This is a genomic window from Aeromicrobium sp. Root236 (assembly GCF_001428805.1).
GTDB lineage: Bacteria > Actinomycetota > Actinomycetes > Propionibacteriales > Nocardioidaceae > Aeromicrobium.
Genome location: NZ_LMIS01000001.1, coordinates 2354591 through 2369106, shown reverse-complemented (window position 1 = coordinate 2369106; position 14516 = coordinate 2354591). Strand labels below are relative to the sequence as shown.

Here is a 14516-nt window from a genome sequence, read left to right as displayed (position 1 = left end):
CATGACCGCACTGACCTTTCGCTACGTCGCGCACACCGACACCGGCCTGCGCCGATCCGGCAACCAGGACTCCGGCTACGCCAGCCCGCGCCTGCTGGTCATCGCCGACGGCATGGGCGGCGCCGCGGCCGGTGACCTCGCCTCGTCAGAGGTCATGCACATCATCCGCGAGCTCGACCGAGACGACCTCGACAGCGATGCGGTCGCCGCGTTGGAGGAGGCCGTCAGCAAGGCCAATGCCCGCCTCGGCCAGCTCATCGCCGAGGACCCCGCGGTCGAGGGCATGGGTACGACCCTGGACGCGCTCCTGTGGGACGGCGAGAAGTTCGCCTTCGCGCACATCGGCGACTCGCGCGTCTATCGCCTCCGCGGTGGCGAGCTCACCCAGATCAGCAAGGACCACACGTTCGTCCAGAGCCTGATCGACGAGGGCCGGATCTCGCCGGCCGAGGCCCGGGTCCACCCGCATCGTTCGCTCATCCTGCGCGCCATGCTCGGTCGCGACGACAACGCCGCCGACCTCAGCTGGGTGCAGCCGATGCTCGGCGACCGCTACCTGCTGTGCAGCGACGGGCTCACCGACATGGTGACCGACGAGGTCATCCGCGGCGCCCTGCAGTCCGAGACCATCGACATGGCGGCGACCGAGCTCGTACGCCTCGCGCTCGAGGCCGGCGGCTACGACAACGTGACCGTCGTGATCGGCGAGTTCGTCGAGGCCGGCACGGCTCCCGACGAGCGGCTGTCGTCAGCCGACGGTCGGCCACAGCTCGTGGGTGCGGCGGCCGGTCAGGCCCGACCGCGTACGGGCGAGGGCACGAGCGGCACCGACGCCTCCACCTCCGCGAGCTCCTCACCCGACCCCGAGGAGCTCCGCTACGCGCCACAGCCCCCGAGCCGCAGGCGCTGGATCCGGTGGGCGGCTGCCGCCGTGGTCGTCGCGGTGATCCTCGGCGCCGCCGGCGCGTTGGCCTACAACTGGTCACAGAAGCAGTACTTCGTCGCCGCCCAGGACGGCAAGGTCACGATCTACAAGGGCGTCCAGGCCGACATCCCCGGCATCACGCTGCAGCACGTCGAACAGGTCACCGACGTCGAGCTCAGCAGCCTCCCGGCGTTCCGCCGCCAGCAGGTCGAGGCCGGCATCGAGGCCTCGAGCAAGGCCGACGCCGAGAAGACCGTCGCCGAGCTCGACCAGCTCGCCGTCGTGCCGACACCCAGCCCGACCCCCTCCAAGAAGCCGACGCCGACCAAGACGACCAAGTCGACGGCGTCCAACACGGCATGGCAGCGATGACCGCACCCGCCTGGGTTCCTCGCAAACGGCGGGGAGCCGAGTTCTTCCTGACCGTGCTCGCCGTGTTCATCGGCATCGCGGCCTACGCCGCGGTGGGGCTCGGCGTCGAGGGCACGATCCCGGCGGACACCTACAAGCTCGGCGGCGCGCTCATCGTCGTCGCCATCGCGACGCACCTGATCGTCCGCCGCGTCGCGCCCTACGCCGACCCCGTCCTCCTGCCGCTGGTCATCGCCCTCAACGGGCTCGGCCTCGCGATGATCTATCGCCTCGACCTCGGTCGTCAGCAGATCGACCCCAACCGTGCCGCGTTCGCCAACTCCCAGCTCGTGTGGACGGCGATCGGCATCTGCGCGTTCGCCGGCATCCTCATGCTGGTGCGCGACCACCGCCGGCTCCAGACCCTGACCTACACGTTCGGCCTCGCCGCGATCGCGCTGCTCATCCTGCCGCTGCTGCCGCACTTCGGCCGTACGATCAACGGCGCGCGCATCTGGGTCAACTTCGGACCGTTCAGCTTCCAGCCCGGCGAGGCCGCCAAGGTGTGCCTGGCGATCTTCTTCGCGGGCTACCTCGTCGTCAAGCGCGACGCCCTGGCCCTGGCCGGCCGGCGCATCGTGGGCATCGACCTGCCGCGAGGCCGCGACCTCGGGCCGATCCTCGCCGGCTGGCTGATCAGCGTCGGCATCCTCGTCCTGCAGCGCGACCTCGGCTCGTCGCTGCTGTTCTTCGGCCTGTTCGTGGTGATGCTCTACGTCGCCACGGAGCGCCCCGGCTGGCTCGTCGTCGGTGCGCTGCTGTTCGGCGCCGGCGCCTATCTCGGCTACCTCGGCTTCGAGCACGTCCGCGTACGTTTCGACGCCTGGCTCGACCCGTTCTCCGACCCCGACCGCAACGGCCAGGTGATCAACGGGTTGTTCGGCCTGGCCCACGGCGGCATCCTCGGTCAGGGCCTGGGGCAGGGCAGCCCGCAGCTGACGCCGTACTCGTTCTCGGACTTCATCGCCGCGTCGATGGGTGAGGAGCTCGGGCTGACCGGGCTCATGGCGATCATCGTGATCTACGGCCTCATCGTCGAACGCGGTCTCCGCATCTCGCTGACCTGCCGCGACGCGTTCGGCAAGCTGCTCGCCGCGGGTCTCGCGTTCTCGTTCGCCCTGCAGGTCTTCGTCGTGATCGGCGGCGTCACCCGCCTGATCCCGCTGACTGGTCTGACCACGCCCTTCATGGCGCAGGGCGGCTCGTCCGTCGTCATGAACTGGGCGATCATCGGCCTGCTCCTGCGCATCAGCGACCAGACCCGTCGCCCCGCCCCCGAGATCTCCACGTTCGCCAGTGACGAGGAGACCCAGGTGGTGAAGCTCTCGTGAACCGCCCGATCCGCAACATCGCCATCGCCTGTCTCGTCCTGTTCGCAGCACTGCTGCTCAACATCAACTACGTGCAGTTCGTCGAGGCCGACAGCCTCAACTCCAAGCCCAACAACCGGCGCGTGATCGACGAGGAGTTCTCCCGCGACCGCGGCGCGATCCTCGTCGACGGCGATCCGGTCGCCGAGAGCGTCAAGTCCAAGGACGAGTACAAGTTCCAGCGGCGCTACCCCGACGCCAAGCTCTATGCGTCGCTGACCGGCTCGTTCTCCTACATCTATGGCTCCAGCGCGCTCGAGTACTCGCAGAACCGGGTGCTCTCCGGCAGCGACAACCGGCTGTTCGTCAACCGCGTCGTCGACCTCGTGTCCAACAAGCAGCCCAAGGGCGGCAGCGTCGAGCTGACGATCGACCCGCTCGCGCAGAAGGCCGCCGCCGAGGGTCTCGCCCGGCTCGGCAAGGACACCAAGGGCTCGGTCGTCGCGATCAACCCGCAGACCGGTGCGGTCCTGGCGATGGTCAACCAGCCGTCGTACGACCCCAACAAGCTGGCGAGCCACGACTTCACCGCGGTGCAGAAGGCCTACAACGCCTACACCCGCGACAAGGACCAGCCGATGCTCAACCGGGCGACGCAGCAGACCCTGCCGCCCGGCTCGACCTTCAAGCTCGTCACCGCCGCCGCGGCGCTCGAGAACGGCGTCGTCGACAACATCGACGACAAGATCAAGGCCGGCGCCCGCCTCACGTTCCCGGGCACGTCCTACACGCTGCCCAACGAGAACGGCGGCAACTGCGGCGGCGACCGCATCACGTTCGAGCAGGCGCTCAACGTCTCGTGCAACGTGGCGTTCGGTGCCCTGGCCGGCAAGATCGGCCAGGAGAAGCTCAACGAGCAGGCCGCCAAGTTCGGGTTCGGCACCGATCCGATCGACGGCCTCGCCGCCAACGCCAGCCGCTTCACCTCCGGCGGGGGCCGGCTCGAGCGGACGTCGCTCGCCCAGTCCGGCATCGGCCAGTACGAGGTCGCCGCGACACCGCTGCAGATGGCGATGGTCGCGGCGGGCATCGCCAACGGCGGCGAGGTCATGAAGCCGTACGTCGTCAAGACCGTGCGCGCGCCCAACCTCAGCGTGCTCGAGCAGGCGAAGCCCGAGCGCCTCAGCGAGGCCATGAGCAACGCCAACGCCGCCAAGCTCCGCGAGATGATGGTCAGCACCGTCACCCGCGGCACCGCCACGTCGGCCCAGATCTCCGGCGTCGACGTCGGCGCCAAGACCGGCACCGCGCAGTCGACCCCCGACCGACCGCCCTACGCCTGGTTCGTGTCGTTCGCTGGGGGTGACGACCCCAAGGTCGCCGTCGCAGTGCTCGTCGAGTCCAGCGACACCGCCCGCGACGAGATCGCCGGCGGACGCCTCGCGGGCCCGATCGCGAAGTCCGTCATGGAGGCTGTGCTCGGAAAATGACCTACCAACTTGTTGAGTCCACGCGCGAGCTTGGCGACGGTGCGCCTTCGGCTCGGTTCCGACACCACCACCCGCTCACACCCACGTCTGGGAGACTGACACCATGACCGAATCCGGCGACGAGACCATCCGCCTGGGCGACCGCTACGAGCTCGGCGGTCTGCTCGGACGCGGAGGCATGGCCGATGTACGCGTCGGGCGCGACCTGCGCCTCGGCCGTACCGTCGCGGTCAAGCAGCTCCGCGGCGACCTCGCTGCGGACGACACGTTCCAGGCCCGCTTCCGGCGCGAGGCCCAGTCGTCGGCCGCGCTCAACCACCCGTCGATCGTCGCGGTCTACGACACCGGCGAGTCGATCGACAAGCACGGCAGCCACGTGCCCTACATCGTCATGGAGTACGTCGAGGGCCAGACCCTGCGCGACATCCTGCGTGGCGCCGAGAACGGCCGCAAGATCCTGCCCGAGCGCGCCCTCTCGATCACGGCCGACGTGCTGAGCGCGCTCGACTACAGCCACCGCTCCGGCATCATCCACCGCGACATCAAGCCGGCCAACGTCATGCTGACCCCGTCCGGCCAGGTCAAGGTCATGGACTTCGGCATCGCCCGCGCGATCGCCGACACCTCGTCGGCCATGACGCAGACCGCCGCGGTCATCGGCACGGCCCAGTACCTCTCGCCCGAGCAGGCTCGCGGCGAGACGGTCGACGCCCGCAGCGACATCTACTCCACCGGCTGCCTGCTCTACGAGCTGCTCACCGGACGCCCGCCCTTCGTGGGCGACAGCCCCGTCTCGGTGGCCTATCAGCACGTACGCGAGGAGGCCCGGCCCCCGTCGCAGCTCAACCCCGACGTCAGCGCCGCGATCGACAACATCGTCGCGAAGTCGCTGGCCAAGCGCGTCGAGGACCGCTATCAAAGCGCCGCCGACATGCGCAAGGACATCGAGCGGGTGCTCGCCGGTCAGGCCGTCGAGGCGCCGACCGCGGCCACCGCCGTCGTCAGCGGAGCCACCGCCGTCGCTCCCGCGGCACCCGTGCTGCCCGTCGCCGGCGGCGCCCGTCGGGCCGAGCCCGATCCCGACGAGGACGAGCCCGAGAGCCGCGCCAAGTGGTGGATCATCGGCGCGATCGCCGTGCTGCTGCTGGCCGGCATCGCGTTCGCGATCTACAAGGCCACCGAGTCACCGGCGGAGCCGACCCAGTTCAAGGTCGCCAACGTCACCGGCAAGACCGTCGAGTCGGCCACGCGCATCCTCGAGCGGGACAACAAGTTCGTGGTCAGCTCCAAGACCGAGGAACGCGCCAGCAGCGAGGTCGATGAAGGACTCGTGATCGAGACCGACCCGCCCGCGGGCGAGCTGGCCGACGAGGGCAGCAGCATCACACTCGTGGTCAGCACCGGTCCTGACAAGGTCAAGATGCCCGACGTCAGCCAGCTCCAGTACAAGGTCGCCAAGGACCAGCTCGAGAGCGGCGAGGGCAAGTTCAAGGTCAAGCGCGAATGGGTCGACAACAGCGCCGACCGTGGTGTGGTGATCAACACGACGCCGTTCGCCGGCGAGCCGGTCGACGTCGGGTCGGAGGTGACCTTGTTCGTCTCCAAGGGCCAGGTCACCGTGCCCAACGTCGTCGGTCAGACGGTCGAGCAGGCGACCAAGACCCTCAAGGACGCGGGGCTCAAGGTCACCACCAAGGACGATCCCAGTGCTCAGCAGCCGGAGGGCATCGTGACGGCGCAGAACGTCGCGCCCAACGAGAAGGTCGCACCCGGCTCCACCGTGCAGCTGACGGTGTCGGCCAACCCTGGAGAGGACACCGACCCGGGTGCCGCCGACGCGGACGGGGCCGGGGTGCTCGGCACCGAGGCCGACGGCACCGACGGCTAGCTCGTCGGCTTGGCGAAACGCAGGCTGACGGTTCCGGCGTAGGCAGGGGCCTTGACGTTGTCGACGTCCTCGATCTTGAGGCCGAGCTGGTATTGCGAGTCGCTCGCGTACTGGGCGAACAGGATCGTCGACGGTGACGTGTTGAGGGCGGTGTTCATCGAGGCCACGTCACCGATCGCCTCGATGACGTAGGGCGGGAAGTAGGGCACGCCGTCGAGGACCACGGTCGCTCCGACGCACTTGATGCCGGTCGTCGAGATCAACCGCTGGCTCTGCAGCGTGACTGCCTCGGCACCTCCGGCCCACAAGGCGTTGACGTAGGCCTGGATGTCCTGCTGGTGCACGAACAGCATGTTGGGATTCGTGCCGTCGGGCGGGTTGGCATCGGGCGGGGCGTCGTTGAGGGTCACCCGGATGCCGGGGCCCTCGACTGCCGTCAGGCCGGACGGCTCCTCGAGGGCTTTCGCCTGGGCGCGGAGCTTCTTGACGGTGGCGCTGGAGACACTGGCCGAGAGGTCCTCGATGTCGGAGCGCAAGTGCCTGGCATCCGCCCGGCGTTGGTCCACGCGCTTGGCGCGTTCCTGGGCCAGTGAAGCGGGATCGCCGCCGGCCGGACGGAGGTCACCACCGTCGGCGCTGACCCTCCCCGCGGCGAACAGGAGCCCGATGAACACGAAGATCCCCAGCACGGCAACGGGCCAACGCTGGCGCGCGTGGCTCCCCGCCTTCGCCATGCCGAACTCCTCTTCACTCGATGGCCTAGGCTATCCGAGAGCACCTACCGATGCGGCTCCAGCCGCAGCAACCATCCGGAGACGTCGTGGCGAAAGACAAGGCCCCCAAGGCACCGAAACCCCAGAAGATCGGCAACCGCTGGGCAGGTCCCGCGATGGTCACGTCGGGTGTCATCGGGCTCGTGTGGATCGTCGTCTTCTACACGCTGAGCAACCAGACGATCGACTACCCGTCGTGGCTGCAGTGGTACGACGACCTCGACAGCTGGAACCTCGTCGTCGGCATGGGCTTCATCGTGGCAGCCTTCGGCTTCGCCATGAAGTGGGAGTGAATTACACGGGTGTAGTTATCCACACCTGTGTGCACAGCTGTTGATAATGACACGGGTGTCATTCACACCTGTGGACTAACCGGTGAGTTGTTGGGTCCTGAGCACGACCGCGACGATGATCCCGATCCACACGGCGACCATCGCCAGGGCCTGCACCTGTGACCTGCGCTCACGCGGGGCGTACGCGAAGACCACGCCCAGCAGGCAGCCGAAGACGAAGCCACCGAGATGGCCCTGCCAGCTGATGTTGCCCTGCGTGCTGAGGAATGCGTTGATGCCCAGCAGCACGAGCAGCGTCGTGACGTCCTGCTTGGCCTTGAGCAACAGGATCAGCGCCATGCCGAACAGGCCGAAGATCGCGCCGGAGGCGCCGATCGTCAGCGTCCCCGGGTCCGACAGCCAGTAGACGAAGGCGGAGGCGCCCACTGACATCGTCAGGTAGGCGGCGATGAAGCGGACCCGCCCGAGCGCCTGCTCGACGAACGGGCCGAAGAGGTACAACGCGTACATGTTGAAGGCGATGTGCAGGATGTTCTCGTGCAGGAACGCCGAGGTCAGGAGCCGCCAGTAGGCCCCGTCGGAGACGCCCTTGAGGAGCTCTCCGTCGAGGTTGAACCTCGACTCGGCCAGCATCGCACCGTGCTGGAACACGCTGCCGTCGGTGCCACCGGTGGCCCGGGTCAGCAGGTAGGCCGCGACGTTGACGCCGATCAGCGCCAACGACACGGTTCCGACGTTGGAGGAGACCAGGCCGCCGGCCATCGTCCGGGGAGCCCGTACGGACTTGGCTCCTTCGGCGATGCACGACGGACACTGGAACCCCACCGACGCGTCGTTCATGCACTCCGGACAGATCAGCCGCTCACAGCGCTGGCACGAGATGTAGGCCTCGCGGTCAGGGTGCCGGTAGCAGCGATAGTCCGAAGCTGGGAGGTTCACGCCTCGCGACGCTCGATCGTCAGCTTCTCGATGACGACGGGCTCGATCGGGCGGTCGAAGCCGTCCGTCGGCGCCGCGCCGATCGCGTCGACGACAGCCTTGCTGTCGGCGTCGACGACCTCACCGAAGATCGTGTGCTTGCGGTTGAGCCAGTCGGTCGGCACGAGCGTGATGAAGAACTGCGAGCCGTTGGTGCCCGGTCCGGCGTTGGCCATCGCCAGCAGGTAGGGCTTGTTGAACTGCAGGTCCGGGTGGAACTCGTCCTCGAACTCGTAGCCGGGTCCGCCGGTGCCGGTGCCGAGCGGGTCGCCGCCCTGGAGCATGAAGTTGGGGATGATGCGGTGGAACCCGAGGCCGTCGTAGAACGGCTTGTTCGAGATCTGGCCGGTGGCCGGGTCGATCCAGTCCTTGGTGCCCTCGGCGAGGCCGACGAAGTTGTCGACGGTCTTGGGGGCGTGGTTGGGGAAGAGCTCCACGACGATGGCGCCGTGGTTGGTCGTGAAGGTCGCGATGAGCTGCGAGGCCACAGGGGATTCCTTTCGGTTGCTGCGCCCATCTTTTCACGAGTCGCCAAGGCCGTCGGGACGGCGGGTGGGTGGGATCGCAGCCGATACGAGGGCTATCGTGACCGGCATGTCGAAGTCGGAGAAGAGACACCCCGTCCGGAAGTTCTTCCTGTTCGCCCTGATCGCGGGCGCCGTCGTGGCCGTACGCAATGCGGTGGCCGACAAGGGCGGCTCGTACGACCCGAACGACTCCGCACCGCGCTGATGCCGGTCACCGTCGAACGTACGGACGACGGCATCGCCGTCCTCACCTTCAGCGCACCTCCGGTCAACCTCTACTCCCTCGAGCTGCACGACGAGCTCGACCGCGCGCTCGATGAGGTCGAGTCGGCGTCGCCGCGCGCGCTCCTGATCCGCGCCGAGGGCAAGATCGTCTCCGGCGGCGTCGACGTCTCGCAGTTCCACGCCCGCAAGACCAAGGCCGACACCCAGCAGCTCTACGACCGGATGCTCGAGCTCCCGACGCGCGTGGACGCGTTGGCGTACCCCACGATCTTCGCCGCCCACGGCCTGACCCTCACGTGGGCCTTCGAGGTGGCGCTCGCGTGTGACCTCGTCCTCGCCTCCGAGCGGGCGAAGTTCGGGCTGGTCGAGCGCGTCATCGGGCTGACCCCGACGATGGGTGGCACCCAACGTCTCGCCGCCCGGGCCGGCGTCGGGCGTGCCAAGGAGCTCGTGCTCACCGGCGACCTCTATGACGCCGCGACGCTCGAACGGTGGAACGTGGTCAACCGCGTGCTGCCGTCCGAGGGCTTCGACGACGCCGTGCTGGCGTTCGTCGCGCACCTCGCCGCTGGTCCGACGAAGGCGTTCGGCGCGGCGAAGGACATCCTCCGGCACTTCGAGGCCGGGGGAGTGCCGCAGGCCAACGCGCATGTCACGGCGATCGCCGCCGAGCTGTTCGACACGCAGGACCTGCAGGACGGCATGGAGTCGTTCCTCCGCGACGGCCCCGGCAAGGCCACGTTCACCGGAAGCTAGACGGCGTCGCGGTTTACCAAGAGGTCATGGGAAACCGCCACTCCTCAGGGTGTGCGCCCCATGAGGGGTGGCACCATGCCCTGGCCTCTTGGTAAACCGTCAGACCTTGGCGGACTCGGCCCCGCGTACGGCCTTGGTCGCGCGGTGCTCGGCCCAGAAGCTGACGAACGGGATCGTGGCGAACAGCATCGTCGTGACGATGAACAGCGGCTTCCAGCGGTGGCGCCGCGCGAGGATCGCGATCAGCACCAGCAATGCCATGAACAGGTAGCCGTGGATCATGTCGACGATGCCGATGCCGTCCGAGTGGCGGTTCCACCACGACGAGTCATCCGTGCTCAGCTGCGCGATCCAGGCGCCGATGACGAAGATCAGGTTGATGCCGACGACGTAGGCGACGACTCGGTAGGCCTTGGCTACTCCACTCACCTCGTCAGGCTACCTTCGGCCTCGCAGCGGCCACGCTCTCGGTCGCCATCCGCCACCACATGAACAGCGCGAACGCACCGAACACCCACCACTGGAATGCGTACGCCAGGTTGCGGAGACCGACGGTCCAGGACACGTCACCCGGCTCCGGAGGTGGTACGAGCGCGAGGCCTCCGGCGGCCGACGTGCTGGTGTTGACCGCGAAGCCGGAGAACAGGTCGTACGGCAGCTCGTTGGTCAGCGCCGGGATGCGCACCGAGCCGATCTGGCGGCTGTCCGGGTCGTACGCCGCGCCGCCGGCCTCACCGGGCTGGAGCACCGCGTTGATCGTGACCTTCCCCTGCGGCACGGGCGGGAAGTCGCCGACGGACGGAGCCCACCCACGTACGACCAGCAGCGCGTGGTCGTCACCGTCGACGAGCAGCGGTGCGAGGAGCCATGCGCCCCGGCGACCGTCCTGCTCCTTGTCGGTCACCCACACCTGCTGAGCGGCCGGTGCGAACGTGCCCTCCGCGGTCACCGGACGATGGTTGAGCTTGGCGGTGAACGCCTGGTCGGGCCCCCACAGGCCGGACAGCGCCACCCGCGGCACGTGCTGCTTGTCGGCGCGCTCGTGCTCCTGTCGCGAGTCGTAGACCCCGAGCTGCCACAGCCCCATGAACACGCAGAACGCGACGGCGACGACCGCGAAGACGTGCAGGCCGACGAGACCCGGCCGCAGCCAGAGCCTCGCCGTCCCCTCGCTCACGACATGAAGGGCGCGACGTCCGGGTAGAGCGGGAAGCGCTCGGCCAGCACGGTCACCCGCTTGCGCAGACCCTCGATGTCGACGTCACCCGGGAGCAGCGCGGCGGCGATGATGTCGGCGACCTCGGTGAACTCGTCGGCGCCGAAGCCACGCGTCGCGAGGGCCGGCGTGCCGATGCGCAGACCCGAGGTCACCATCGGCGGGCGCGGGTCGTTGGGCACTGCGTTGCGGTTGACCGTGATGCCGACCTCGTGGAGCCGGTCCTCGGCCTGCTGGCCGTCGAGCTCGGACTCCCGCAGGTCGACCAGCACGAGGTGCACGTCGGTGCCACCCGTCAGGACGTTGACGCCCGCGGCACGGGTGTCGTCGGCGACCAGGCGGTCCGCGAGGATCTTGGCTCCCTCGATGGTCCGCTGCTGGCGCTCCTTGAACTCCGGCTCGAGCGCCATCTTGAACGCGACGGCCTTGGCGGCGATGACGTGCTCGAGCGGGCCACCCTGCTGACCGGGGAACACGGCGGAGCGCATCTTCTTGGCGATGTCCTCGTCGTTGGTCAGGATCGCGCCGCCACGCGGACCACCCAGGGTCTTGTGGGTCGTCGTCGTGACGATGTGCGCGTGCGGCAGCGGGCTGGGGTGCAGGCCTGCCGCCACGAGCCCGGCGAAGTGGGCCATGTCGACCCACAGCTTGGCGCCGACCTCGTCGGCGATCTCGCGGAACAGCGCGAAGTCGAGCTGGCGGGGATACGCCGACCAGCCCGCGATGATCACGGTCGGCTGGTGCTCGTGCGCGAGGGTCCGGACCTCGTCCATGTCGACCAGACCGGTCTCGGGCACGACGTGATAGGCCACCGGCTTGTAGAGCTTGCCGGAGAAGTTGAGCTTCATGCCGTGCGTCAGGTGCCCACCGTTGGCCAGGTCGAGGCCGAGGATCGTGTCACCGGCCGTGGCGATGGCGTGCAGGGCAGCGGCGTTGGCGGTCGCACCGGAGTGCGGCTGCACGTTGGCATAGCCCGCGTCGAACAGCTGCTTGAGCCGGTCGATCGCGATGGTCTCGACCTGGTCGACGAACTCGCAGCCGCCGTAGTAGCGCTTGCCTGGGTAGCCCTCGGCGTACTTGTTGGTCAGGACGCTGCCCTGGGCCTCGAGGGAGGCGACGGGGGCGAAGTTCTCCGACGCGATCATCTCGAGCGTCGACTGCTGACGGTGCAGCTCGGCGTCGAGGAGCGCGGCGATGTCAGGGTCGAACTCGGAGAGATGCTGGTTGTGGCTCATGGCCCAAGGGTATCTGGCCGACGATCTCCCAACGTCTTGGCAGGGGGACGTCGGACGGCGAGCACGGCGGCCTGGGTCCGTCGCTGGAGCCCCAGCTTCGCAAGGAGCTGGGAGACGTAGTTCTTGACCGTCTTCTCGGCGAGGAACATCTCGGCCGCGATCTGCCGGTTGGTCATGCCCTCACCGATGAGCTCCAGGATCCGGTTCTCCTGCACCGTGAGCCGATCGATGGGATCGACCTGTGGGCCGCCCTCACGGATACGGGTCAGCACGCGCTGGGTGACGACGGGATCCAGCAGCGAGTGTCCGGAGGCGACCCGGCGTACCGCCTCCACGAGGTCGTGGCCACGCACCTGCTTGAGTACGTAGCCGGCCGCACCCGCCATGATCGCCGCGAACAGCGCGTCGTCGTCGTCGTACGACGTGAGGATGATGACCGCGATGGCCGGGTGGGACGACCGGATGCTGCGGCAGACGTCGACCCCCGACCCGTCGGGCAGGCGGGCGTCGAGCACCGCGACGTCCGGCCCGACCGCGGGGATGCGCGCGAGAGCATCGGCAGCCGTTCCGGCCTCGCCCACGACGGTGATGTCCTCCTCCTGCTCGAGCAGGTCCCGCAGGCCGCGACGCACGATCTCGTGGTCGTCCAGCAGGAACACCCTGGTCACGGTCGACTCCTCGGCACGGCCCACGTCAGCTCGAGGCCGCCTGCCTGCAGGTCCTTGGCGCTGAAGTGTCCGTCGAGCAGGTCCGCGCGCGCCCTCATGTTGGTCAGTCCGTTGCCGTGATCCTTGCCGCGGAGGCCGACACCGTCGTCGCGGACCCGAAGCCGAATCTCGTCGCTGACGTCGAGCAGCACGTCGACCGCAGTGGCCGAGGAGTGCCGCACGATGTTCGACAACGCCTCGTTGAGGACCGCCAGAAGGTTCTCGCGCACGACATCGGAGACCTCGCGCTCGGCCGCGCCGTGGATCTCGAGCACCGGTGAGAAGCCGAGCATCACGCCGGCCTGTCCCAGGACTCGTTGGACACTCGTCTCGAGGCCGGCCGCGACCGCGGTGGTGCCCAGCGCGAAGATCGTGCGGCGAATGTCCTTGATCGTGGCATCGATCTCGTCGATTGCCGAGGAGAGCCGCGACGTCGCATCCGGTGACTGGACCAGGCGAACCGTGTTGTCGAGCATCAGTCCGATCGCGAACAGGCGTTGGATGACGAGGTCGTGCAGGTCGCGACCGATGCGGTCGCGGTCCTCGAACACCGCGAGCCGGGCCTGGTCCTCCTGCGCATGCGCCACCTGCAGCACCAGAGCCAGCTGCTCGGCGAAGCGTTGCGGGAGCTCGGGGTCGAGCTCCCAGCGGTCGGTCTTCAGGACCTCCAGCCAGCCCACCGTGAGCGCACCGGTGACGTCCCCGCTGCGCAACGGCAGGATCAGGACCGAGCCGAGCTCCGGCCAGAGGGGGGTGGTGGAAGGCGTGTATCGCGGTTCCCGTGCCGTGTCGGGCACCACCGCGGTGACCTGCGTCCGGGCGACCTCGCCGGCCAGGCTCTCAAAGGTGCCGACCGTCTCGCCGATCAGCTCGTGGACCGCGGCGCCGGACACCGCCCGGACCTCGAGGACGTCGGCGGCGGTCGGCATGAGCAACGCGACGAAGTCCGCGTCCGCGACGTCGCGGGCGCGGTCCGCCACGAGCTGCAGCGCGGTGTCACGGGAGATCGGTCCCAGCAAGGCGGTCGTGATCTCCGCTGCCGCCTCGAGCCAGCGGCGTTGACGCTCGGCCTCGTCGTAGAGCCGGGCGTTCTCGATCACGACGCCGACGGCCGACGCCAGAGCGACCGCGACCTCCTCGTCCTCGCGGGTGAAGCCGCCCGGCGACTGCTTCTCCGTCAGGTAGAGGTTGCCGAAGATCCGGTCATGGATGCGTATCGGCACGCCGAGGAACGTGTCCATCGCCGGGTGATCGGCAGGAAACCCGAACGTCGCCGCGTGCTGGCCGAGGTTCTCGAGCCGCAGCGGCTGCGGGTGGTCGATGATGTGGCCCAGGATCCCGTGACCCCGCGGGAGCTCGCCGACAGCGGCGATCTCCGCATCGGTGAACCCATGCGTGACGAACCGAGTCAGACGACGATCACCATGCAGCCCCAGGACTCCGAGCGCGCCGTACTTGGCATCGACGAGCAGGCACGCCTGCCGCACGATGCGCTCGAGGAGGCTCTCCAGGGACAGGTCTGACGACAGCGCCACGACGGCGTCCAGCAGTCCCCCGAGTCGTTCAGTGGTGACAGCAGTCCTCGCGGCGCTCATGGGTTCCTCTCCCGACAGCACAGTACCCGCGCCGCCCAGCCCGCCGGAGCGAAATTCCCCGTGAATCCGCGCAATCCGTCGCTCTGGGGCCCGAATGCGTACGGAATCCGTCGAACGAACTAGTCGGGGTAGTCCTTTTGGGTGGCGACGAGATCACCTTCGCCACGCCCGTTCGGGACTTAAGTCC

15 protein-coding genes are annotated in these 14516 nt (G+C 68.6%); 7 read left to right on the top strand and 8 right to left on the bottom strand.

Annotation, left to right across the window (positions count from 1 at the left end; translation table 11 throughout):
- Nucleotide 1: 1 nt before the first annotated feature.
- The 4 genes from ASE12_RS11870 (at nucleotide 2) to pknB (ending at nucleotide 6024) form a co-directional block, all read left to right on the top strand.
- Nucleotides 2–1297 (top strand): PP2C family serine/threonine-protein phosphatase, encoded by a 1296-nt coding sequence (locus tag ASE12_RS11870; protein WP_056400671.1) that lies wholly within the window; start codon nucleotides 2–4, stop codon nucleotides 1295–1297.
- On the top strand, nucleotides 1294–2667 hold the full coding sequence (locus ASE12_RS11865) for an FtsW/RodA/SpoVE family cell cycle protein (protein WP_056404793.1): 1374 nt from the start codon (nucleotides 1294–1296) through the stop codon (nucleotides 2665–2667). Before ASE12_RS11870 ends, ASE12_RS11865 begins: the two co-directional genes overlap by 4 nt.
- Entirely contained in the window at nucleotides 2664–4136 is a 1473-nt protein-coding gene (locus ASE12_RS11860) for a penicillin-binding protein 2 (RefSeq protein ID WP_056400670.1), read from the top strand. Before ASE12_RS11865 ends, ASE12_RS11860 begins: the two co-directional genes overlap by 4 nt.
- 103 nt (nucleotides 4137–4239) lie before the next feature.
- A complete protein-coding gene (gene pknB / locus ASE12_RS11855) occupies nucleotides 4240–6024 on the top strand; it encodes a Stk1 family PASTA domain-containing Ser/Thr kinase (RefSeq protein ID WP_056400669.1) in 1785 nt (594 codons plus the stop codon).
- Here pknB and ASE12_RS11850 read toward each other — a convergent pair.
- Nucleotides 6021–6758: a DUF881 domain-containing protein gene (locus ASE12_RS11850; protein WP_056400668.1), complete on the bottom strand. Its 738-nt coding sequence runs from the start codon at nucleotides 6756–6758 to the stop codon at nucleotides 6021–6023. The genes pknB and ASE12_RS11850 overlap by 4 nt on opposite strands.
- A gap of 86 nt (nucleotides 6759–6844) precedes the next feature.
- Between ASE12_RS11850 and ASE12_RS11845 the strand changes: the two genes are divergently transcribed.
- Nucleotides 6845–7090 carry a cell division protein CrgA gene (locus tag ASE12_RS11845; protein ID WP_200955010.1) on the top strand — a complete coding sequence of 82 codons (246 nt, stop codon included), beginning with the start codon at nucleotides 6845–6847 and terminating at the stop codon, nucleotides 7088–7090.
- 75 nt (nucleotides 7091–7165) lie between these two features.
- Here the strand turns inward: ASE12_RS11845 and ASE12_RS11840 are convergent, their stop codons facing one another.
- Both ASE12_RS11840 and ASE12_RS11830 read right to left on the bottom strand, forming a co-directional pair.
- Nucleotides 7166–8029, bottom strand: coding sequence for a rhomboid family intramembrane serine protease (locus ASE12_RS11840; RefSeq protein WP_200955009.1), 864 nt, complete (start codon nucleotides 8027–8029; stop codon nucleotides 7166–7168).
- Nucleotides 8026–8556, bottom strand: coding sequence for a peptidylprolyl isomerase (locus ASE12_RS11830; protein WP_056400654.1), 531 nt, complete (start codon nucleotides 8554–8556; stop codon nucleotides 8026–8028). The genes ASE12_RS11840 and ASE12_RS11830 overlap by 4 nt, the downstream gene beginning before the upstream one ends.
- A 106-nt stretch (nucleotides 8557–8662) precedes the next feature.
- On the opposite strand from ASE12_RS11830, the gene ASE12_RS20075 reads away from it, so the two are divergent.
- Together ASE12_RS20075 and ASE12_RS11825 are read left to right on the top strand one after the other, a co-directional pair.
- On the top strand, nucleotides 8663–8800 hold the full coding sequence (locus ASE12_RS20075) for a hypothetical protein (protein ID WP_157412910.1): 138 nt from the start codon (nucleotides 8663–8665) through the stop codon (nucleotides 8798–8800).
- Nucleotides 8800–9576, top strand: a complete 777-nt coding sequence (locus tag ASE12_RS11825; RefSeq protein ID WP_056400651.1) for an enoyl-CoA hydratase/isomerase family protein — start codon at nucleotides 8800–8802, stop codon at nucleotides 9574–9576. The genes ASE12_RS20075 and ASE12_RS11825 overlap by 1 nt, the downstream gene beginning before the upstream one ends.
- Before the next feature lie 99 nt (nucleotides 9577–9675).
- Here ASE12_RS11825 and ASE12_RS11820 read toward each other — a convergent pair whose 3' ends face one another.
- The 5 genes from ASE12_RS11820 to ASE12_RS11800 are packed head-to-tail and all read right to left on the bottom strand — an operon-like array spanning nucleotide 9676 to nucleotide 14329.
- On the bottom strand, nucleotides 9676–10005 hold the full coding sequence (locus ASE12_RS11820; protein WP_056400648.1) for a DUF3817 domain-containing protein: 330 nt from the start codon (nucleotides 10003–10005) through the stop codon (nucleotides 9676–9678).
- A 4-nt stretch (nucleotides 10006–10009) separates the two neighbouring features.
- Nucleotides 10010–10753, bottom strand: a complete 744-nt coding sequence (locus tag ASE12_RS11815; RefSeq protein ID WP_056400647.1) for an SURF1 family protein — start codon at nucleotides 10751–10753, stop codon at nucleotides 10010–10012.
- Nucleotides 10750–12027, bottom strand: a complete 1278-nt coding sequence (gene glyA, locus ASE12_RS11810; RefSeq protein WP_056400641.1) for a serine hydroxymethyltransferase — start codon at nucleotides 12025–12027, stop codon at nucleotides 10750–10752. The genes ASE12_RS11815 and glyA overlap by 4 nt, the downstream gene beginning before the upstream one ends.
- Nucleotides 12024–12695: a response regulator transcription factor gene (locus ASE12_RS11805; RefSeq protein ID WP_056404791.1), complete on the bottom strand. Its 672-nt coding sequence runs from the start codon at nucleotides 12693–12695 to the stop codon at nucleotides 12024–12026. Before ASE12_RS11805 ends, glyA begins: the two co-directional genes overlap by 4 nt.
- On the bottom strand, nucleotides 12692–14329 hold the full coding sequence (locus ASE12_RS11800) for a GAF domain-containing protein (RefSeq protein ID WP_082582230.1): 1638 nt from the start codon (nucleotides 14327–14329) through the stop codon (nucleotides 12692–12694). Before ASE12_RS11800 ends, ASE12_RS11805 begins: the two co-directional genes overlap by 4 nt.
- Nucleotides 14330–14516 lie beyond the last annotated feature (187 nt).